Below are 20676 nucleotides of genomic sequence, written 5' to 3'. Positions count from 1 at the left end.
TTTTATTCTCCATTACTTTTCGTTCGCTTTTGCAAAGGTATGCAAAACTTAACATGTGTTGTTGTAAAAAAAGAGTAAAAACAATGTGATCAATGCAACATAAATTGACTGTATTTTAATCCGATAGGCATCGTGACTAACCGCTGATAAGTACTTTTGTTATTTAAAACAATGGCTTGACTTTGATTCTCTAAGTTGGGAAATGAATTTGCCAAGTGTTAAAAAAATGTTTATGTTTATTTTGCATTCGTATCCAAAAGTATACAAAACAAAGAATAAACTCTGTTAAAACCAATAATCAGCAAACACTAGGCATACGCCACAAGGAGAATTACGCATGGCTCGCATTCTAAAACACGGCATCACTGAAGAAGCATCAGCATCAAACAACGCGCAAGTGCGCCAAACGGTAGAGAACATTCTTTCTGACATTGAAAAGAAAGGTGACAGTGCAGTACGTGAGCTTTCAGAAAAATTTGATAACTGGTCTCCGGAGCAGTTTCGCTTAACAGATGAGCAAATTCAGGCATGTGTGGACGCATTGGACGAATCAACCAAGCACGACATTGCATTTGCACAAACACAAGTTCGCAACTTCGCTCAGATCCAACGTGACTCAATGCACGATGTTGAAGTAGAAACCATGCCAGGTGTAGTACTTGGGCACAAAAATGTGCCAGTAAACAGTGTTGGTTGTTACATCCCAGGTGGTAAATACCCATTGGTTGCATCAGCGCACATGAGTGTTCTTACTGCAAAGGTTGCTGGTGTAAAACGCGTTATTGCTTGTGCTCCTCCTTTTAATGGCCAACCAAATGTGGCGATTGTTGCGGCAATGGCAATGGCAGGTGCGGATGAGATTTATTGCTTTGGTGGCGTACAAGCCGTTGGTGCGATGGCGCTTGGTACTGAAACTATTGCACCGGTAGACATGATCGTTGGCCCAGGCAACGCGTTCGTAGCAGAAGCAAAGCGTCAATTGTTCGGTCGTGTTGGTATCGACTTGTTCGCTGGTCCAACAGAAACATTGGTTATTGCTGACGAAGAGGGCTGTGACCCAGAATTAGCAGCAGCGGATCTATTGGGTCAGGCTGAACACGGTTATAACTCTCCAGCTGTTCTTTTGACGAACAGTGAAACATTTGCAAAAGAGACGGTAAAAGAAGTTGAGCGTCAGCTGACTATTCTTCCTACCGCTGAAATCGCAGGTAAGGCTTGGGAAAATTACGGACAAGTTATCCTTTGTGACAGCTACGAAGAGATGGTTGAAGTGGCCGATGATCTTGCTTCTGAGCACGTACAAGTAATGACAAAAGATCCTAAGTACTTCCTAGATAACATGACCAACTACGGTGCGTTGTTCTTAGGTCGTGAAACCAACGTTTCTTACGGCGATAAATGTATCGGCACTAACCATACATTGCCAACGAATAAAGCTGCACGCTACACCGGTGGTCTGTGGGTTGGTAAATTCATTAAAACATGTACTTACCAGCGCGTAACGGAATCAGCTTCGCTAAAAGTAGGTGAGTACTGTTCACGCCTATGTGCACTAGAAGGTTTCGCTGGCCATAAAGAGCAAGCAGACATTCGTGTACGTCGTTACAAAGAAAAATCGGTAGAGGCATAACATGACAAAAATCGCCTTAGTTACAGGCGGCAGTGGCGGCATTGGTGCCGCCATATGTCACAAGCTCGCGCAATCTGGTTACCGCGTTGTGTTTACCTACAACAGTAATGAAAGCGCAGCTCAAACTATCTTAGATACTTTGCAAGGCTCAGGTCATGCCATGTATCAACTTAATGTTGAAGACAGCTCTGCGATTGGCGCATTAGCGGACCAAGTTAAAGAGTCGTCAGCTTCTTTAGACTTATTAGTTAACTGTGCAGGCATGACAAAGTTTGTCGCGCACAGTGACTTAGCATCCTTGAATGATGAGTTGATAGATAAGATCTTCCGCGTCAATGTTCGTGCTCCATTCGCCATGGTTCGTGCGTTTGAGCCCTTACTTCGTAGCGCTAAAGGTTGCGTGGTGAACATCACCTCAATTGCAGCGCAAACCGCAATGGGCAGTAACGTGGCTTACTGTGCGAGTAAGTCTGCAGTCGAGAATATGACACGATCATTAGGTCGAGCGTTGTCTCCTGACATTCGAGTGCTCGCTGTCGCTCCAGGCTTAGTGGATACCGAATTTGTCAAAGGGCTAGATGATGAATGGCGTAATGCACAAGAGCAATCGACACCACTAAAGCGATTAGCCAGTGATGAAGAGGTTGCCAACGCTGTTTATGCCGCTGCGGAACTACTGACATTTTCAACGGGTAATACCATCGCAGTGGATGGTGGCAGGCCGCTAGGTTAGGTAAGAAGGAATTTAGAATGACTCTACAAAATACAATAAATAATAATCTCGTTCGTTACATGGAGCTGATCCCAGGTACAAGTGCTTTCATTGATGCACGTACTCCAGGCAGCGATCTAAAAGATAACTTCTGCATCATTGGTGCTGGTGTGGCTGAAAGCAGCCGTCAGCACGTTCATATTCGTGAAACGGCTGGTTTTAACATAGGTGCTGCTGGTCAGCCTCCTGGCATTAAGAACTCGCTGCACTCTCATCACACTGCTGAACTGTTCGTGGTCTTCAAAGGTCAGTTTAGATTCTATTGGGGTAACGAAGGTGAACACGAAGCGGTGCTTTCACACGGTGATGTCATCTCTATTCCGACCAATCTTTTTAGAGGCTTTGAGGTAGTAGGGCGTGATTACGGCTTTATGTACTCTGTTTTAGGTGGCGATAACTCTGGTGGTGGTGTGGTTTGGCACCCAAGCGTAATTACGGATAGCCAAGGTTACGGCTTATACCTAAAAGCAGACGGTACATTGGTTGATACCATTGACGGCGATGCTATTCCAAATGAGTCTGAGCTGATGCCTCTGCTAACGAGCGAAGAGTTGAGCAAATTTGATACTTACACGGCTGAGCAGATGATGCCTTTTGTTGCGCTGAAAAAGGATTACCGAGAGGTGTCTGGTGATTTTGATAAGCCGGGCGTTAAACAGTTTGCGCTAACAGGACACCCATCATCTGACTACGACTTCCAAGTTAAAAGCGTTGATGACGTGAGTATCATGGCTTATGAATTGACTGAAGGTGCAAGCATCCCAGTGCACAAACGCAGTGAGAAGCAGGTACTGATTAACTTTGAAGGTGATACATTGCTAAACATCGTTCAAGACGGTGAGCAGGCGCAAGTCGTGCTGACCACTGGTGATGTGTTCAGTGTTCCAGACGGCGCGTCATACAGCCTTGAAAACCTACGAGGCACTAGCTTTACTTACGTTGTTCTTGGTTCTGATCAGCCACAAACTGTATAGGGTAACGAATGATGAAACCAGAAGTACCACTGTTATGGCTACCTGGTTTGTTGTGTGATGAAACGTTGTTCCAAGACGTCAATAAAGAGCTGCCCAATTGGGTAGCTCCTTTTACTTGTGATTTAGGAACGGAAACATCCATGCAAGCCTTGGCGAGTAAAGTCCTAGACAATACCCCTGATAGTTTCGTGCTTGGAGGTTTATCTATGGGCGGAATTCTAGCGTTTGAAGTGTTTAGACAGGCACCACAACGCGTGAAAGGCTTAATCTTAATGGACACCAATTCCGCAGATGAAAAGTCAGAGGTGTCGGAGAAAAGAAATGCTTTAGTCGATAAAGCAAAAGCAGGGGAGTTTGAGTCAATAACCCCTGATATTTTAATGCCAGTGCTTATCCATCCGAACCAGTTAGCGAACCAAGAACTGACTCAAAGAATCACGCAAATGGCGAATAACATCGGCATGGAAAGGTTTGAGGCTCACGCTCAGGCATTGGCGACTCGTCCTGATGCGAGGCCATTACTGGCCGACATTCAGATTCCGACGTTGATCATCACAGGCAAAGACGACCTGTTATGTCCAATCGATAATCACCTGTTAATGGCAAAGCACATCAAACAGGTATCACTTCATGTCATTCCTGATTGTGGACACTTATCGACAATGGAGCAGCCTAAGGTTGTGTCGAAACACATTTCGGACTGGTTGAGTAGTCATCAATTTCTGATAATCAGCTCTCGATAACCGGCTCTTGACAACTAATGTTCGACAGCCAATTATTAGTCACCATGAATGAATCTAGTTCTTCTGACGGATGCTAGGTTCGTTTTTTCATTTTTTACAATCGATTTTATTCTTTATAAAACCCTCAAAAAACGCTTTAAACCTTTCCTCTTCAATTCAATAAACTTATTCTCGATAATAATTATTAGCAGTCTAGATTGAATCTGATAAATAAATTTATCTTGTTTTTTTACATAACTCTAATCTGTAGTTGTCCTTTAATATATTAAGCTATTTCAAAGGTTTGTTGGCGATTAACGTCTGTCCGGAAAGGAAATTGACCGTCATCAAAAGTCACGTGTGTGAGTCGAAAATATAATACTAATACTTTGGTGGTATTGGCTGCTGAGGATAATAAAAATCATATCAATAAAATTTTCTCTTTATTAACGATACACTTAGGAATTAATTATGAAGGTATTTGTCCCTACCGAGCATTTCAGTCCTGTCAGTAAGTTTATACACATCGTCTCCGCCGTTGCATTTATCGGTGCGCTGTTGATCATGCTGTTTGCGCCAGACCCTGATTCATTTGCTTTTGGTGTTCACCAATCTTTGGGCATGTTGGTTATTGTGCTGTATTTGGCTCGTATTGTTTGGATGAACTGGGCGGGAAAGCCGAACGCGCTTGGTACTAAGTTCGAAAAATTTATGGCACACATGGCTCACTTAGCCTTGTATGGCATTTTGATTCTAATGCCGTTATCTGGCCTGCTTATCGCGATGGCAAAAGCCAAAGATACCGTTGTGTTCGGTTTATTCACCATTCCTGGCCTTGTGGAGCGTAATTCAGGTTTGATCGATTTTGCTTCTGGTCTCCACTCTTTCTTAGAAATCATCTGTTACCTGCTGGTCGCTATGCACGTTGGTGCAGCGCTTTATCACCACTTTATCCTTAAAGATGAAACCCTTAGCCGAATGATGGGGAAGAAATAATATGACAAAGTTCTCTATAAGAAATAGCGTTTTACTTGCTGCGTTGAGTGGTCTGTCTTTGAGTGCCAATGCTTACAATATGAGTATCTATGACACGGAATTAGACGTCGATTGGAGCGACATTCCTGTGGTTGAGAAAACCATGTTTTTCCCGGGTAAAGTGACCTTCGATTGGATCAATTCACCAGCGCATAAAGGCACGCTCAAAAAAGGCTTTGAAACCAAAACCTGTTCGAGCTGCCACCAAGGGGAGGAAGAAGGCCTTGGTGAAATGTTGGTGCAAGATGACAGGCTAGGTAACTTCCCAGATAAGAAAGGCTCGATTCCTGCCGAGTTCCAGTTTGCACACGATGATGAACATCTTTATGTGAAAGGAACGTGGGAAACGGAATCGCCTTTCCCAGCACGCTTACACGACACGCTTCTTTTCCAAGAAGGCAAATGGACAATCATTGGCGGTGACCGAGGCAAAAACCCTTACACTCCCATCTATGAAGACCGCTTCTCGTTGATGATTGACGATGGCTCAGTATTGCAGTTCCGTGAGCAAGGGTGTTGGATGTCTTGTCACCGTGGTGCGCGTGATATCGGCCAAGCAACAGCGAGAGATGTTCAAGCATTGGATGTGGTTGGCGCGTTTGGCTTAGATCAGAAAGATATTCGTAAGTACCTTCCTGAGTCTCGCACTGAGCGTTACGGCGTAAACTGGGACAAAGTGAAGCCACAAGAAGAAATTGATAAGCTGAAAGCTGAAGGGCAGTTTGTTGATTTGATGCAATGGCGTTCGACGCGTTCTGCACCCACCAACAGTGCTGATGATGGTTATGTGTTTGAGTATCGTTTGAACGATAAAGGCACCACTGTATTTACTTGGAACTTCGATAGGAAAACAGGCCTGCCTAGGTACATGTACGATAAGTCGGTAACCGGTTTCTACGCGTTGAATAAAGAAGACTTCAACGACCTCAACAAGAAGATTGCAATGGTCGAAGGCGTTAACGTGATGCCTTACGATGCAAGTAAAATTGAAGAAGGCCAATATCTTCAAGGTCGATTAAACCGAGAGGGCGCAGGCTCTGCGGGGGATAACAACCAAGTATTCTCTTCATGGGAAGATGGAAAATACACGGTTATCTTCAAACGTAAGTTGAACACTGGCCACCCCGAAGATGATAAAATCATGGAAATTGGCGGCACTTATGACATGAACATCGCGATTCACGATGGCGAAACAACAACACGTTTCCACTATGTCGCATTCCCATTTACGGTTGGTATTGGGGAAGGTTCCGAGGGCAGGTTTATTGCGTTGCCTATTAAGTAACGAGTAACTTAACTTGATGTGAGAAACAATCTTAGGCTCTTGGTTGGTGTGCGATTCGTATAATCAACAAGAGCCTTTTTTCAAATTCAACTAACTGCTGTTTTAACTCAACCAACTGCTGCCCTAACTTTTGCTCTACTTGTCTCTTTGGCTTTATGTTTGCTTAGCTTGATCAGCCACAAACTGTACAAACCTATCCCTGAGTGGGTTTTCACTCTCTCCATTCCAGATCAACCCGACAGGCCAAGTCGCGTGTTCACCTTCTAACGCAATGAATTCCACATCAGTGTTACTAATGTACTGCGCACTGCTGGGAACAATAGTGAAACCGATATTGGCAGAAACCAAGGCAAGCAGAGTCAGAATGTCGTCGGCTTCTTGTGTCTTAGATAAGTCGATTTTATTGGCAAGACAATATTGTTGAATCTGTCTGTCTAATCCGGGGCCGCGATGTTGGGCGAGCTTTAAATAAGGCCATTTCGATAACTTAGAGAGAACCTGATCGTTACCTGGCGCTTGTTTGAGAAGGTCTTTGTGTACCGCAATCACAAGCGAATCATTGAATAGGGTTAGACTTTCTAAACCCAAAGAGTTAGGTATCCGATTGAAGCTGATATCGAGATCATGGCTCAATAACCCGTCGGTCTGCTGCTTAGACGGTGTGTCATTTAAAGTGACATGAACGTCTGGGTATTGCTGTTTATAAGCCGCAATCAGCTTGGGCGCTTCATGATAAAGGGACACGCCAAAGCCTATGTTCAAATGTCCCTGAGTTCCTTTCACCACAGAGCCTGAAAGCTGCTCAAACGCCTGCATTGAATGAACCAAACGTTGGGCTTCTGTCAGTAATGTTTTTCCTGCGTGCGTCAGTTCGGCGCCATTTCTGCCACGAGAGAATAGACTCGTCCCAATGTTGGATTCAAGTCGTTGAATCTTTTTGGTAAGAGCTGACTGAGTGATGTAGAGCTGCTCTGATGCCAGACGATAATTGCCCGATTTAGCTAACTGACAAAATGCCTTCAGTAAATCAAATTCCATTCCAAATGCTCATTGAACTAAGAATATCTTTCATTATATGGAATTGAATCGATTTTTTATACTGAGTCCAGAGCAAATCAGAAAAAGCGAAGTTTGAGGACAAATCATGAAGAGAGATATTAAAGTAGCGTCGGTTCAATTCAACCACCATGCAGGTGACAAGGCGTATAACCTATCTGTGATAGAAGAATATGTTCGACAAGCTTCGGAGAGTGGTGTGGAGATCATCAGTTTCCCAGAGATGTGCATCACTGGCTACTGGCATGTGTCTGCTTTGTCGCGAGACGAGATACAAGCACTAGCGGAACCTGTGCCGAGTGGTGAATCGACTCAAAAGCTGATTGCACTGGCAACAAAGTTTGGAATCAGTGTTGGGGCTGGTTTGATAGAGAAGGGTGTGGATTGCGAATTATACAACACCTACGTATTCGCCATGCCTAATGGTGAGGTACAAAAGCACCGCAAACTGCACACCTTTGTGAGCCCTCATATGAGCAGCGGCGACCAATACACGGTGTTCGATACGCCTCATGGTTGCAAAGTCGGTATCTTGATTTGTTGGGATAACAACTTGGTCGAGAACGTCCGAATCACTGCTTTGAAAGGGGCTGATATATTGATTGCACCACACCAAACGGGCGGTTGTCAGTCACGTAGCCCCAATGCGATGAAGCGAATTGACCCAGATTTATGGTTTAACCGAGATGAAAACCCAGAAGCGATTCGTGCTGAAATGCAGGGTAAAAATGGTCGCGAGTGGCTAATGCGTTGGTTGCCTGCAAGAGCGCACGATAACGGTTTGTTTGTGGTGTTCAGTAATGGTGTCGGCGTTGATATGGATGAAGTGAGAACCGGTAATGCGATGATTTTGAGCCCTTATGGTGAAATCATCACCGAGACTGATAGCGTTGATAACGATATGGTGATTGCAGAGCTAAAAGCCGAAGAGTTGGATATGTGTACTGGCAGGCGCTGGATTCGTGGTCGTAAGCCTGAACTGTACCATTCACTGACGCAGCCGTTAGGTCATGAACTGGATCCACACCAAGCGCGCTTTGCAGAGAAGTAATGTTGTAAGCGCAGGTGATAAAGGATGTATTAGGGCAGTTGAAAGGAAGGGGAGGTTGAAAGAGAGGAGGAGGGTTTCTGATGTAGTCTACCCACTTAAATCATGTTTAAGTGGATAGACTATTTACACATCAAGCACTAAGCAATAAGCATCTAAGTTCTATTCTCAGTGTCTTGTGTGAGAAGAAGTTAGTTCTGATGCTCGTAACTGAGCAACGGCTTTCGCCAATTCTAGCTGAGCTTGTGCAAAGTTAATGTCTATGTTGCCCTTGTTGATGTTCTCTAGAGCCGCATATTTTGCTTCTTCTGCGCGAGCGCGGTCAATGTCTTTACCATGCAAGGCCGTGTCGGCTAACAGCGTTACCACATCCGGCTGAACTTCCAGCATCCCACCAGAAACATACAACACTTGGCCTTCTGATTTAGGGTCTGTCACAAACACGGTTACGCCCGGTTTGATCTTACTGAGAAGCGGGGAGTGACCGGGGCGAATCCCCAGTTCACCATCAGCGCCAGAAACGGCTAGGGCATACGCTGGACCTGAAAACAGCGTACCTTCCGCACTTACAATATTAAGTTGAAATGTATTATCTGTAATTCCGATAGCCATGGTGCACCTACCTCTTAGAGTGATTTTGCTTTGTTAAGCACTTCGTCGATAGAGCCACAGTACAAGAACGCTTGCTCTGGGATATCGTCATATTCACCGCTTAACAGACCTTTAAAGCCTCTTAGTGTTTCGCTTAGCGGTACAAAGACACCTTTCTGACCGGTAAACACTTCGGCTACGTGGTAAGGCTGAGTTAAGAAACGTTCAATCTTACGAGCGCGAGATACGGTCTGTTTGTCTTCAGTAGACAGCTCATCCATACCAAGAATCGCGATGATGTCTTTTAGCTCTTTGTAGCGTTGCAGCGTTGTTTGTACTTTTTGCGCGATGTCGTAATGCTCTTGGCCAACCACAAGCGGGTCCAACTGGCGAGAGGTTGAATCCAATGGATCAATCGCAGGGTAGAGGCCCAATGCCGCGATATTACGAGACAGTACAACGGTCGCATCTAAGTGAGCAAAGGTTGTTGCTGGTGATGGATCGGTCAAGTCATCCGCAGGTACGTATACCGCTTGGATAGACGTGATAGAGCCTTGTCTAGTCGAAGTGATACGCTCTTGAAGCACACCCATCTCTTCAGCCAGTGTTGGTTGGTAACCTACTGCTGAAGGCATACGACCTAGCAGAGCTGATACTTCAGTCCCGGCAAGCGTGTAACGGTAAATGTTATCAATGAACAACAGTACGTCACGACCTTCATCACGGAAGCGCTCAGCCATAGTCAGACCTGTAAGTGCTACACGTAGACGGTTTCCCGGTGGCTCGTTCATTTGGCCATAAACCATGGCTACTTTGTCTAGTACACCCGCTTCTTTCATCTCGTAGTAGAAGTCGTTACCTTCACGAGTACGCTCACCTACACCGGTAAATACAGAAAGACCTGAGTGGGCTTTGGCGATGTTGTTGATAAGCTCCATCATGTTGACGGTTTTACCTACGCCAGCACCACCGAACAGACCAATTTTACCACCCTTAGCGAATGGACAAATAAGGTCGATAACCTTAACGCCTGTTTCTAGAAGCTCAGTGCTGTTTGCTTGTTCTTCATAAGAAGGGGCTTCACGGTGAATCTCGTAGTTTTCTTTCTGACCGATTTCACCACACTCATCGATAGGTTGACCAAGCACGTTCATGATACGGCCTAGCGTTTCTTCACCCACAGGAACCGTGATTGGAGAGCCTGTATTTTCAACCGTTAGGCCACGACGTAAGCCATCTGAAGTACCCATTGCAATACAACGAACGATATTGCTACCCAATTGTTGCTGTACTTCCAATACTAACGAACTTGCTTCGTCGCTAGTCACTTTCAATGCATCATAAACGCGTGGGCTGTTGCCGCCGCTGAACTCGACGTCAACCACCGCGCCGATTACTTTAACTATTTTTCCAACACTCATTCTTAAATCCTCAAACTCTGTTCTTGACCCAGTCTTTTCTAGCCCTAGACAGCTTGGGCACCTGAGACTATTTCACTCAGCTCTTGGGTAATGGCAGCCTGACGCGCCTTGTTGTAGACCAACTGCAAGTCATCAATGAGTTGGCCTGCGTTATCAGTCGCCGCTTTCATTGCGACCATTCGGGCTGCTTGCTCACAGGCAATGCTCTCAACAATGCCTTGATACACTTGCGATTCGATGTATCGATGTAACAGTTCTGAGAGTATGTCTTTGGGTGCTTGCTCATAGATGTAGTCCCAACGACGCGCTTTTTTAGGCTCACCACCTTCCTCAGAATCTGAAGGGTGGGGGAGCAACTGCAAGGTCGTTGGCGCTTGAACCATGGTGTTGACGAACTGGTTGTAAACGAGATACAAGCTATCGATCTTGCCTTCGTCGTAATGCCCCAGCATCGCGTTCACCGTACCTAAGATGTCTTCTAACTTAGGGGTATCGCCAAGACCTGACGTTTGTGCAATAACGTTGCCGCCGCGTTGGAAGAACGAGATAGCCTTAGATCCCACTAAGGTTGTTTCTACCTCGACTCCCCTGGTGCGCCATTGCTCCATTTCTTCTAACACTTTCTTGAACAAGTTTGAGTTCAAGCCGCCACACAAGCCTCTATCGGACGAGATAATGATGTAAGCGACACGCTTAGGTTCACGCTGTTGCAGGTAAGGGTGCTGGTATTCCAGCGAACCCGATGCAACATGAGAGATAACTTTTCGCATGTTCTCGGCGTAGGGGCGAGTTAGCGTCATGTTGTCTTGAACCTTGCGCATCTTACTTGCTGCAACCATTTCCATTGCGCTAGTGATTTTCTGAGTGTTACTAACACTGGCTATCTTGGTGCGAATTTCTTTAGTACTTGCCATAATCTGCTCCTATTTGTTTTGATTTCCAGCTAACAAACCGGAGCACTTACCAAGCTTTCATCCCAACAAAACCTTCTAGGATCTCTTTAAGAGCGCCATCGATTTCGTCGTTGTAATCGCCTGTTGCGTTGATTTTTTCGAACAACGCAGGGTTTTGACCTTTGGCGTAAGCAATCAGCGCTTCTTCAAAACGGGCAATGTTGCTTAGCTCAACACCGACCAAGTAGCCTTTCTCTGCCGCGTAGATAACCGTTGCTTGCTCAGCGACTGACATTGGAGAGTATTGTTTTTGCTTCATTAGTTCGGTAACACGCTCACCATGGTCTAGCTGTTTGCGCGTCATTTCATCTAAGTCAGAAGAGAATTGAGCAAAGGCCGCCAGCTCGCGATATTGAGCTAATGAAGTACGGATACCACCAGACAGTTTCTTGATGATCTTGCATTGCGCCGCACCACCCACACGAGATACCGAGATACCTGGGTCTACTGCAGGACGTAAGCCTGAGTTAAACAATTGGGTTTGAAGGAAAACCTGACCATCGGTGATTGAGATTACGTTGGTTGGTACAAACGCTGATACGTCACCCGCTTGAGTTTCAATGATCGGAAGCGCCGTTAATGAGCCTGTTTGGCCTTTCACTTCACCGTTAGTGAACTTCTCTACATACTCTGCATTCACTCGTGCTGCACGTTCTAGTAGGCGTGAGTGAAGGTAGAATACGTCGCCAGGGAAGGCTTCACGACCCGGTGGGCGTTTCAATAGCAATGAGATTTGACGGTAAGCAACGGCTTGTTTTGATAGGTCATCATAGATGATCAGCGCATCTTCACCGCGGTCACGGAAGTATTCACCCATGGTGCAACCCGCATAAGGTGCTAGGTATTGAAGCGCTGCAGACTCTGATGCTGATGCCACGACTACGATGGTGTTTTTTAGCGCATCGTGGTCTTCGAGTTTACGAACCACGTTAGCGATAGTGGAGGCTTTTTGGCCAATCGCTACATACACACATTTGATGCCAGAATCTTTCTGATTGATGATCGCATCGATAGCTAACGCTGTTTTACCCGTCTGACGGTCACCGATGATAAGTTCACGTTGACCACGACCGATTGGCACCATGGTATCAACCGCTTTGTAGCCAGTTTGAATAGGTTGATCAACAGACTTACGTTCGATTACACCGGGTGCAATCACTTCTACAGGGTCGAGTCGGTCACAACTTACTGGGCCTTTGCCATCGATTGGTTCGCCTAATGTGTTTACTACACGGCCAAGAAGTCCGTTACCGACGGGTACTTCCAAGATACGACCTGTCCCTTTCACTTTCATACCTTCAGAGAGGTCAGTGTAGGGGCCCATAACCACCGCACCTACTGAGTGGGTATCGAGGTTAAGTGCGAGTGCGTATTTACCACCTGGTAGCTCAATCATCTCGCCTTGCATAACATCAGCAAGGCCATTGATTGTGATGATGCCATCACGAACCGATACGATAGTGCCTTCGTTGCGAGCCTCGGTGCTCACATTAAATTTCGAGATGCGTTCTTTGATTAGATCGCTGATTTCATTTGAATTTAATTGCATAATTGTTACCTATCTCGCGTGAAGTTGATGAGCCAATCGGTCAATTGATGTGTTTAAAGAACCATCGATAACGGTTTCACCCGCCTTGATGACCATTCCACCCACTAACGTGTCATCAATAACCTGCTTCATTTCAACCTGACGCTCTAATTTCTTCTCAAGTGCAGCTGTTAATGACGTAACTTGATCCTGTGTCAGCATTTCGGAACTGGTGACAGTGACAGGCACCACACGTTCATGTTCGTCCTTTAGCTCGCAGAACAATTCAAACAGGTCTCTTACAACAGAAAGGCGGCCGTTCTCGGCCAAGACTCGAATAAGATTAATGACGTGGTCATCAACGAGTCCTTGGCAAATATGAATGATGAGGCTTGCCAGCTCTTCTGTTTGGTGTGTAGAAGCACCTTCTGCTGAAGAAATCTGACTAGCGATCGTTTCTTCTTCCGCGACAGCCACAAGAATGGACAGCATTGAGTGCCACTCTTGTAACTGGTTTTCACCTAAAGCAAATTCAAACGATGCTTTGGCGTAGGGATGAGCAATATTGGTGTAATCTGACATATTGCCTCTCCTTAGAGTTCGCTAATCATTTGGTCAACTAGCGCTCGGTTCGTTGCGGAATCTAGGTTTTTGCTAATCAGTTTCTGTGCACTTTGAATCACTGCGTCTGCCATATCCGCCTGAAGTTCACGACGTATCTTTTGGCGTTCGCCTTCTAGCTCAGCTCTACCTTGTTCTAAGATGCGTGCCTTTTCTTGCTCGGCTTCTTGTTGCGCTAAGCTGATGATTTCATTACGGCGTTTTCGGCCTTGTTCAACCAGTTCAGTCACATCTTTTCTTGCATCTTCGATGAGTTGCGCGCCATTTGATTTTGCTAGTTCTAGCTCTTTCGCAGCGTTCTCTGAGTGGCGTAAACCATCAGCGATTTCTTTTTGGCGCTCGTCTAACATCGCGGTGAGAGGGGGCCATACATATTTCATGCAGAGCCAAACAAAAATCACGAATGAGATTGCTTGTCCAAACATGCTTGCATTTAAGTTCATACCTTCCTCACTAAATCTTGATTATGTATAAATCGATCTTTCAAAGCGGTTTGATTAAGCCACGGCGAAGATGATGTATAGACCGATACCAACACCGATCATCGGTACCGCATCCACAAGACCCATCATGATGAAGAATTGAGTACGAAGCATTGGAGTAAGGTCTGGTTGACGCGCAACACCTTCAAGGTATTTACCTGCTAAGTTACCAATACCAGATGCTGCACCTGCTGCACCTAAACCGATCAGTAATGCACCTGCTACATATAAAACTGCGCTTACGATATCCATTTGTATCTCCGAAAATAATTTGTTAGTTAATTTTTTAGTTATTAATTAGTGGTGTTCTTCTGTTGCCATTCCTAAATAAACAACGGTCAGTACCATAAATATAAATGCTTGTAAGAATACGATTAATATGTGGAATAAGGCCCAAGGTACACTCAGTGCCCACTGCATCCACCAAGGCATTAGTGCAATAAGGATGAATATCATCTCGCCTGCATACATATTTCCGAATAATCGTAAGCCTAGTGATATTGGCTTTGAAATTAATGTTATTAATTCAAGAACTAAGTTAACAGGATATAAAAGAGGGTTATCAAATGGCTGAGTAGTTAGCTCTTTGATAAAGCCTTTCAAACCTTTATTTTTAAACGTATAAGTTAACAATAAAATAAACACACCGAGTGCCATCGACATTGGTATATTTACGTCTGCTGTTGGTAGGTCTCTAAAGTGCTCTAGACCCACAGCTCGAGTTAACCCCGGGATTAAATCAATGGGTAATAGGTCGACTGCATTCATTAACAACACCCAAACAAAAGTGGTTAATGCCAGTGGCCCTATTAATTTATCTTCCGCTTGAAAAATCTCTTTGACGAGATTATTAACAAAGTCAAAGACAAGCTCGATAAAACATTGAAAACGACCTGGAACGCCGCTAGTGCCACGAGTGGCCACATAGCGAAATGCACCGATGAAAAGTAAACCTGTAATCCAAGATACCAACATCGAGTCAATGTTAAACGCCCAGAAACCATCACCTGTAGTTAAGAAGGTTAAGTGATGCTCTATGTATTCGTGAGCGGTAGTTACTTGATCCATACTACGCGTACTCCGATCTATTAGAGGCGGTAATAAACGGTGTTAAGAAGTATCCAACCATAGTAAAGATGTACGCATATAATATTACTGGGTTATCCAATTTGAAGAATTGGAACGCCAAGATAAACATCAAAAACGTATATGTTATTTTTACGACACGACTCATTTGCATTAAGTCACGTAAACTATAATTAGGATTCTTACGCACCTTTAGGCTTGCATATATAAATCCAAACAGCGGTGGCAACATTGCAATTACGATGCCCAAAGCTGATGATTCCATATCTACTTTATTACCAAAAAACACTTCATATAAAACTACACCGATGGCTAATACTATTTGGCAGAGAACAACTCTTTTAGCGGCAACAAGGATGTCGCTACTAATCCCATTAAGCCTCATAATAAAACCTTATGCTAAACAGTGTAAGTTAATATAAAACACAGTTTAAATTTAACTTGTTACTACATTTCACTTGTTAATAACACTTGATTTGCTTTAAAGAAAAACCCTTGCTGGTTTTATATCTCCTGACGAAATGAAAAGAATTAAGCTAATTCACTATCGTTTCGACAAAATATAAATTACGCCTAAAATTATGTGATCAAAACGACAAATATTGACATCAATAATTCCATTTTTGAAATGAGTGTTTTTCATTTATGAAAGTAATAGTTCTATCACTTTATTCATGAATATTTAAGATGCTTTATCCTTGTGAAAAAGAGGGTCTTTTTAGAAGGGAGCAGCGAGCTAAATTATCAAATTATGATCTTATCAATTAAGACTATTCAAACACTTAGGTTCATTTACAAGCTGAATTGCGATGTGTGATTTTGGCACGGGTTAAGCTTGCTTGAGGCAATGATGGAAGATCTGGTTTGTCTGGGAAATTAAACGTACGTCGCTCCTTATCAATAAGCGAATATTTTTTATATTGTTGTCAGCTTGTCACTATTTGCGTGCGCGAGAGTGAAAATTCAGCGCCTAAATGTTGATGATATAGGAGTGAAATGGGGGACTGGGTGTATGAGAAGCATGGTGTGGCGAAGAAACACCGAGTTTTGAGGAAGTAAATGGCAGCAAAACGCTGCCTAATTTACTTAATCTAGGCTCTCTTATGACTCTTCATAACTGAGGTATTGAATACATAAGTCATGGAAAGCCTGTGCTTGTGGCGAGATCGTACGATCAGACAGTCTAAAAATGCCGATTTGTCGTTGCAAGGGTGGGTCAATTAACGGAATCCACACCAAGCGGGTTTCATTGGTTGGGAAAGCCAGCTTAGGTAGCGTGGTCACGCCTATCCCGAGCTCTAACACCGAAAATAGCGAGGTAATGTTCTCCACTGAGTACAGGGCTTGTTCGCTGAGCATTCGCGCAGGTGTTGGGTCCAATAGGGTGCAAGTCCCGTTACGAATGAAGGGCTGCTTTAACAAGGTTTGCCATTCGATTCCTTCCCGTTGAGAGGCAATAGGGTTGTCTTTGAGGCACACCACGCCGATAGGATCGGAGAGTAAAGGCGTGAAGTCGATGCTCTCTTCTTCTAAATGGGAGCTATTGCCGAGGGCAACATCCACCTCGCCAGAGAGTAATCTTGCTTCTACCCCTGCCGCATTATCATCAATCAAACTCACTTCTACATTCGGGTACTGCTCACAAAAAGCCCCTAAAACACTAGGGATTAGTTTTGCGGCCACCGAAGGCACGCTCGCTATTCGAACTCTTCCTTGTTGTCCTGCCGCCGCTGCGCGTAAGTCATTGTCTAATGCTTTGTAAACATTCAGAAATTGAATGATCTTGGGCAAGCATATTTCACCAAAAGGCGTCAGTGTCGATTTGTTGCCTGTTTCAAACAGAGGTTGGCCGAGTATTTTTTCCAGCTCTTTTATCGAAGTTGAAAGTGCCGCTTGCGATCGATTTGCACGGTGAGATGCCGCTCGAAATCCACCTTCTTCGACCACCAAAACAAAATGTTTTAACTGTTGTAGCTTGATACTCATGGCGCGAATCCTTCTCTAGCCCTTGCTATACCTTACTTTTTGCAAGGTGATAGATTTTATTTATCAAATGCACAAAATTTACCGTTAGATTTATCAGTCGTCAAGGTGCAGTATTTAACCATCTTGAAACATAGTTGTTACAAAGTTGGATGGAATCGTGAACGCACAAACTAAAAAACACCCAGTAAAAACCGAGCTTTTCGCTTCAAAAGCACCCCTAGAGTGGGCAATCGTTAATAACGGCACTCTATACACCGCGCAGATTCCAATTGATGAAACTGGCGCAGTAGTAGAAGGCGGTATTGAAGCGCAAACGCGTCAGACTTTTAACAACCTTGTTCATACGTTGGAGTGTGCAGGCGAATCTATGGATTCAGTGCTGCAAGTTCTGATTTACGTGACAGACCGTGAATACCTAAAAACGGTCAACAGCGTATACGGAGAATACTTCAATGCACCTTATCCAAACCGTGCTGCGGTCGTCGTTGCAGGGTTAGCAAGAGAAGAGATGCTGGTCGAGTTCGTGGTTTATGCATCGGCGTCTCAACCTGAATAATTTGACTGTGAACTAAGGCTATTTGCGGATCAAAACTCTTTTGAATTAAAGCGGTTTATTGATACAAGCGATCGGGTTCACTTTAGATACAAAATGTACGACTTATTTTAGCAATTAATTACCTGAATATTAACAGTTTATTAATTAACCAGATGGTTGCCAGACTCAACCGCAACCTAACCGTTACAAGGACAGAATGATGACTCAATTACAGAATGTTCAAGCAGAAAACGCACTTTACATTGGCGGCGAATGGCAAGCGGGTGTAAGCACCGTAGCGAACATTAACCCATCAGATATTTCTGAAAACATCGGTAACTTTGCACAAGCAAGTGCTGAACAAGTTCAACAAGCGATTTCAGCGGCAAAGCACGCTCAACCAGAGTGGGAAAAAACGCCGATTGAACGTAAGCAAGCAGTGCTTCAAGCAATTGGTGATGAGCTGATTGCACGTTGTGATGAGCTGGGCACATTGCTTTCTCGTGAAGAAGGTAAGCCTTTTGCTGAAGGTCGCGGCGAAATTTACCGTGCAGGTCAGTTCTTCCAATACTTCGCGGCTGAAGTGCTTCGTCAAATTGGCGACAACGCAGAATCAGTTCGCCCAGGCGTTTCTGTTGAAGTGACTCGTGAAGCTGTTGGTGTTATTGGCATCATCTCTCCTTGGAACTTCCCGACGGCAACAGCAGCTTGGAAAATCGCTCCAGCGCTTGCTTTCGGTAACAGCGTTATCTGGAAACCAGCAAACCTAACACCAGCAAGTGCGGTTGCGCTTACTGAAATTATCCATCGCCAAGGTATCCCAGCAGGCACGTTCAACCTTGTTCTGGGTAGCGGTTCAACAGTCGGTGATGCACTGATCAACTCTAAAGAAGTGAACGGTGTGAGCTTTACTGGTTCGGTTGATACGGGTCGTAAGGTTGCCGCTGCTACAGCGCCAAACTTCGTTCGTTGCCAACTAGAGATGGGCAGTAAGAACGCACTAGTGGTTGCTGACGATGCTGATATCCAAACTGCGGTTGATGCAACGATCGCAGGTTCGTTCTCTGGCGCAGGTCAAAAATGTACAGCCTCTTCTCGTTTAGTGGTTATGGATGGCATTCACGACCAATACGTTGAAGCACTGATCAAACGTATGAGCGAGCTTAAAGTCGGTCACGCACTGGAAGAAGGCGTGTTCATGGGGCCGGTAGTTGACGGCAACCAACTTGAAGCAAACCTAGGTTGGGTTGAGAAAGCGCGTCAAAGCGGCGGAGAGCTGGCATTCGGTGGCGAACGCTTGAGCATGAAACACGAAGGTTTCTACATGTCTCCAACGCTGTTCTTGAACACGAAGAACGATTGGGAAGTGAACCAAGAAGAAGTGTTTGCACCAATGGCAAGCGTGATTCGAGTGGCTGACCTAGAAGAAGCGATTGCGACAACCAACGATACTCGCTTTGGTCTTACGGGCGGCATCATTACTCAAAGCTTACGTACGAGCGCAATGTTCAAGCAACAAGCGCAAACAGGTTGTGTGATGGTGAACCTACCAACAGCAGGCACCGATTACCACGTACCGTTTGGTGGCCGTAAAGAGTCTAGCTTCGGTCCTCGTGAGCAAGGTCAATACGCGAAAGAGTTCTACACAGTAGTGAAGACGGCTTACCAGCGTCCTTACTAGTTAGCTCTCTATTAATTGACGTTCTATTAATGAAAAGTGGCCTGATTCACAGAGTCAGGCCAACACCCAAACCCAACACAGCAAATGAAATTAGAGACGTGATTTAACCCATTTTTGAAAACATGTTATTTGAGCGTGTTTTCAAAACCGAGCTAGAACACTGAGCTTTCAATAGGAGTGGTTATGTACCAGCAACGGATTGTTATAGATGGATTGCAATACTGCAATTGGAACAGAGAATATTTCCAAACACTAAAGGCGAGCGGCATTACAGCAGTTCACGCTACCGCGGTTTATCACGAGACAGCTCGTGAAACCTTATCTCGCTTTGCAGAGTGGAACTTAAGATTCGAGCAGAATGCAGACATTATCATGCCAATTCATTCAATGGCGGATGTTGAAACTGCAAAAGCGACCGGCAAAGTCGGCATTTTCCTTGGTGCTCAAAACTGTTCTCCAATCGACGATGAGATTGGTCTTATCGAAGTGATGCGCAAGCAAGGTCTTTTGATCATGCAGCTTACTTACAACAACCAGAGCTTGTTGGCGACGGGTTGTTACGAGAAGAACGACACCGGTATCACACGTTTCGGTAAGCAAGCGATCGAAGAGATGAACCGAGTGGGCATGATCATCGATATGTCTCACAGTGCCGAGCGTTCAACGCTTGAAGCGATTGACCTGTCTTCTCGTCCTATTTGTATCAGCCATGCGAACCCAACGTTTGCTCATGATGCACTACGAAACAAATCAAACGATGTGATTAAAGCCCTAACCGCACGCGGTGGCTTAATCGGATTCAGCTTATACCCATTCCACCTACCAAACGGCAGCCAATGTACCTTGGAAGACTTCTGCCAAATGGTTGCGACTACGGCTGACATGGTTGGCGTAGAACACCTAGGAATTGGCAGTGACCTATGCTTAAACCAGCCTCAAGCGGTTCTAGAGTGGATGCGAAATGGTCGTTGGTCGAAGGCAATGGACTACGGCGAAGGCTCTGCAAACAACTCAGGTTGGCCAGATGCACTGCCTTGGTTCTGTGGTAGTTCGGGCATGGAAAATATTTATAACGGATTGATGCGTCATGGTTTCAGTGAGTCTGAAGCTGGGCAAGTCTTGGGAGAAAACTGGTTTAACTTCTTGAAAGATGGCCTAGAGCCGCAAAGTAAGGGTTAAGCGTTTCTCGCTAGTCATCATCTAATAGGCAGTCTGCTAACAAACGTTCATTTAGTCAGTGCTGCTTTAATCAAATTCATTATTTAAAAGG

The 20676-nt window shown here is 44.8% G+C and carries 21 protein-coding genes; 10 read left to right on the top strand and 11 right to left on the bottom strand.

Annotation, left to right across the window (positions count from 1 at the left end; all coding sequences use genetic code 11):
- Positions 1–337 precede the first annotated feature (337 nt).
- The 6 genes from hisD to MSG36_RS07215 all read left to right on the top strand — a co-directional run bounded on the left by hisD (position 338) and on the right by MSG36_RS07215 (position 6418).
- Positions 338–1630 (top strand): histidinol dehydrogenase, encoded by a 1293-nt coding sequence (hisD, locus tag MSG36_RS07240; protein WP_248366950.1) that lies wholly within the window; start codon positions 338–340, stop codon positions 1628–1630.
- Position 1631: 1 nt separating this feature from the next.
- Complete coding sequence (locus MSG36_RS07235) at positions 1632–2363, top strand: SDR family oxidoreductase (RefSeq protein WP_017080156.1); 732 nt, start codon at positions 1632–1634, stop codon at positions 2361–2363.
- 17 nt (positions 2364–2380) lie between these two features.
- Positions 2381–3376: a cupin domain-containing protein gene (locus MSG36_RS07230; RefSeq protein WP_248366947.1), complete on the top strand. Its 996-nt coding sequence runs from the start codon at positions 2381–2383 to the stop codon at positions 3374–3376.
- 8 nt (positions 3377–3384) lie between these two features.
- Positions 3385–4119 carry an alpha/beta hydrolase gene (locus MSG36_RS07225; RefSeq protein ID WP_248366944.1) on the top strand — a complete coding sequence of 245 codons (735 nt, stop codon included), beginning with the start codon at positions 3385–3387 and terminating at the stop codon, positions 4117–4119.
- Between the two features lie 450 nt (positions 4120–4569).
- The gene (locus MSG36_RS07220) at positions 4570–5094 is read left to right on the top strand and encodes a cytochrome b (RefSeq protein ID WP_050649368.1); all 525 of its coding nucleotides are present in this window, start codon (positions 4570–4572) and stop codon (positions 5092–5094) included.
- Between the two features lies 1 nt (position 5095).
- Entirely contained in the window at positions 5096–6418 is a 1323-nt protein-coding gene (locus MSG36_RS07215) for an ethylbenzene dehydrogenase-related protein (protein ID WP_248366941.1), read from the top strand.
- 153 nt (positions 6419–6571) lie between these two features.
- Here MSG36_RS07215 and MSG36_RS07210 read toward each other — a convergent pair whose 3' ends face one another.
- Positions 6572–7456 carry a LysR family transcriptional regulator gene (locus MSG36_RS07210; RefSeq protein WP_248366938.1) on the bottom strand — a complete coding sequence of 295 codons (885 nt, stop codon included), beginning with the start codon at positions 7454–7456 and terminating at the stop codon, positions 6572–6574.
- A gap of 106 nt (positions 7457–7562) precedes the next feature.
- Between MSG36_RS07210 and MSG36_RS07205 the strand changes: the two genes are divergently transcribed.
- Positions 7563–8525 carry a nitrilase family protein gene (locus MSG36_RS07205; RefSeq protein ID WP_248366935.1) on the top strand — a complete coding sequence of 321 codons (963 nt, stop codon included), beginning with the start codon at positions 7563–7565 and terminating at the stop codon, positions 8523–8525.
- Between the two features lie 165 nt (positions 8526–8690).
- On the opposite strand, the gene MSG36_RS07200 is transcribed toward MSG36_RS07205, so the two are convergent.
- From MSG36_RS07200 to MSG36_RS07155, 10 genes are all read right to left on the bottom strand, one after another.
- Positions 8691–9134: a F0F1 ATP synthase subunit epsilon gene (locus MSG36_RS07200; RefSeq protein WP_017060844.1), complete on the bottom strand. Its 444-nt coding sequence runs from the start codon at positions 9132–9134 to the stop codon at positions 8691–8693.
- Between the two features lie 14 nt (positions 9135–9148).
- A complete protein-coding gene (gene atpD, locus MSG36_RS07195; RefSeq protein WP_019820615.1) occupies positions 9149–10534 on the bottom strand; it encodes a F0F1 ATP synthase subunit beta in 1386 nt (461 codons plus the stop codon).
- Between the two features lie 44 nt (positions 10535–10578).
- A complete protein-coding gene (gene atpG, locus MSG36_RS07190) occupies positions 10579–11448 on the bottom strand; it encodes a F0F1 ATP synthase subunit gamma (protein WP_122080835.1) in 870 nt (289 codons plus the stop codon).
- Between the two features lie 46 nt (positions 11449–11494).
- Positions 11495–13036, bottom strand: coding sequence for a F0F1 ATP synthase subunit alpha (gene atpA, locus MSG36_RS07185; RefSeq protein WP_248366932.1), 1542 nt, complete (start codon positions 13034–13036; stop codon positions 11495–11497).
- 9 nt (positions 13037–13045) lie between these two features.
- Positions 13046–13597, bottom strand: coding sequence for a F0F1 ATP synthase subunit delta (locus MSG36_RS07180; RefSeq protein WP_248366929.1), 552 nt, complete (start codon positions 13595–13597; stop codon positions 13046–13048).
- Between the two features lie 11 nt (positions 13598–13608).
- Positions 13609–14079, bottom strand: a complete 471-nt coding sequence (locus tag MSG36_RS07175) for a F0F1 ATP synthase subunit B (RefSeq protein WP_017060839.1) — start codon at positions 14077–14079, stop codon at positions 13609–13611.
- 54 nt (positions 14080–14133) lie between these two features.
- Entirely contained in the window at positions 14134–14370 is a 237-nt protein-coding gene (atpE, locus tag MSG36_RS07170) for a F0F1 ATP synthase subunit C (protein WP_004730405.1), read from the bottom strand.
- 45 nt (positions 14371–14415) lie between these two features.
- Complete coding sequence (gene atpB, locus MSG36_RS07165) at positions 14416–15186, bottom strand: F0F1 ATP synthase subunit A (protein ID WP_048608583.1); 771 nt, start codon at positions 15184–15186, stop codon at positions 14416–14418.
- Position 15187: 1 nt separating this feature from the next.
- Positions 15188–15589: an ATP synthase subunit I gene (locus MSG36_RS07160; protein ID WP_048608582.1), complete on the bottom strand. Its 402-nt coding sequence runs from the start codon at positions 15587–15589 to the stop codon at positions 15188–15190.
- A gap of 716 nt (positions 15590–16305) precedes the next feature.
- Complete coding sequence (locus MSG36_RS07155; RefSeq protein WP_017060836.1) at positions 16306–17190, bottom strand: LysR family transcriptional regulator; 885 nt, start codon at positions 17188–17190, stop codon at positions 16306–16308.
- A gap of 157 nt (positions 17191–17347) precedes the next feature.
- Between MSG36_RS07155 and MSG36_RS07150 the strand changes: the two genes are divergently transcribed.
- From MSG36_RS07150 to MSG36_RS07140, 3 genes are all read left to right on the top strand, one after another.
- Positions 17348–17746 (top strand): RidA family protein, encoded by a 399-nt coding sequence (locus MSG36_RS07150; protein WP_004730412.1) that lies wholly within the window; start codon positions 17348–17350, stop codon positions 17744–17746.
- 199 nt (positions 17747–17945) lie between these two features.
- Positions 17946–19406 (top strand): aldehyde dehydrogenase family protein, encoded by a 1461-nt coding sequence (locus MSG36_RS07145; protein ID WP_048613379.1) that lies wholly within the window; start codon positions 17946–17948, stop codon positions 19404–19406.
- A gap of 183 nt (positions 19407–19589) precedes the next feature.
- Positions 19590–20585: a membrane dipeptidase gene (locus MSG36_RS07140; protein WP_048608578.1), complete on the top strand. Its 996-nt coding sequence runs from the start codon at positions 19590–19592 to the stop codon at positions 20583–20585.
- The last annotated feature ends 91 nt before the right edge of the window (positions 20586–20676 follow it).

The sequence above is a fragment of the Vibrio sp. 1CM8B genome (assembly GCF_023161685.1).
GTDB classification, from domain to species: domain Bacteria; phylum Pseudomonadota; class Gammaproteobacteria; order Enterobacterales; family Vibrionaceae; genus Vibrio; species Vibrio coralliirubri.
This window is presented reverse-complemented; position numbering and strand designations above follow the sequence as displayed.

Coding starts and splice junctions, on each gene's coding strand:
- MSG36_RS07215 (WP_248366941.1), top strand. CDS start 5,096: ATGACAAAGTTCTCTATAAGAAATAGCGTTTTACTTGCTGCGTTGAGT.
- MSG36_RS07220 (WP_050649368.1), top strand. CDS start 4,570: ATGAAGGTATTTGTCCCTACCGAGCATTTCAGTCCTGTCAGTAAGTTT.
- MSG36_RS07175 (WP_017060839.1), bottom strand. CDS start 14,079: ATGAACTTAAATGCAAGCATGTTTGGACAAGCAATCTCATTCGTGATT.
- MSG36_RS07160 (WP_048608582.1), bottom strand. CDS start 15,589: ATGAGGCTTAATGGGATTAGTAGCGACATCCTTGTTGCCGCTAAAAGA.
- MSG36_RS07225 (WP_248366944.1), top strand. CDS start 3,385: ATGATGAAACCAGAAGTACCACTGTTATGGCTACCTGGTTTGTTGTGT.
- MSG36_RS07210 (WP_248366938.1), bottom strand. CDS start 7,456: ATGGAATTTGATTTACTGAAGGCATTTTGTCAGTTAGCTAAATCGGGC.
- MSG36_RS07235 (WP_017080156.1), top strand. CDS start 1,632: ATGACAAAAATCGCCTTAGTTACAGGCGGCAGTGGCGGCATTGGTGCC.
- hisD (WP_248366950.1), top strand. CDS start 338: ATGGCTCGCATTCTAAAACACGGCATCACTGAAGAAGCATCAGCATCA.
- atpD (WP_019820615.1), bottom strand. CDS start 10,534: ATGAGTGTTGGAAAAATAGTTAAAGTAATCGGCGCGGTGGTTGACGTC.
- MSG36_RS07155 (WP_017060836.1), bottom strand. CDS start 17,190: ATGAGTATCAAGCTACAACAGTTAAAACATTTTGTTTTGGTGGTCGAA.
- atpA (WP_248366932.1), bottom strand. CDS start 13,036: ATGCAATTAAATTCAAATGAAATCAGCGATCTAATCAAAGAACGCATC.
- MSG36_RS07205 (WP_248366935.1), top strand. CDS start 7,563: ATGAAGAGAGATATTAAAGTAGCGTCGGTTCAATTCAACCACCATGCA.
- MSG36_RS07180 (WP_248366929.1), bottom strand. CDS start 13,597: ATGTCAGATTACACCAATATTGCTCATCCCTACGCCAAAGCATCGTTT.
- atpE (WP_004730405.1), bottom strand. CDS start 14,370: ATGGATATCGTAAGCGCAGTTTTATATGTAGCAGGTGCATTACTGATC.
- MSG36_RS07200 (WP_017060844.1), bottom strand. CDS start 9,134: ATGGCTATCGGAATTACAGATAATACATTTCAACTTAATATTGTAAGT.
- atpG (WP_122080835.1), bottom strand. CDS start 11,448: ATGGCAAGTACTAAAGAAATTCGCACCAAGATAGCCAGTGTTAGTAAC.
- MSG36_RS07230 (WP_248366947.1), top strand. CDS start 2,381: ATGACTCTACAAAATACAATAAATAATAATCTCGTTCGTTACATGGAG.
- atpB (WP_048608583.1), bottom strand. CDS start 15,186: ATGGATCAAGTAACTACCGCTCACGAATACATAGAGCATCACTTAACC.
- MSG36_RS07145 (WP_048613379.1), top strand. CDS start 17,946: ATGACTCAATTACAGAATGTTCAAGCAGAAAACGCACTTTACATTGGC.
- MSG36_RS07140 (WP_048608578.1), top strand. CDS start 19,590: ATGTACCAGCAACGGATTGTTATAGATGGATTGCAATACTGCAATTGG.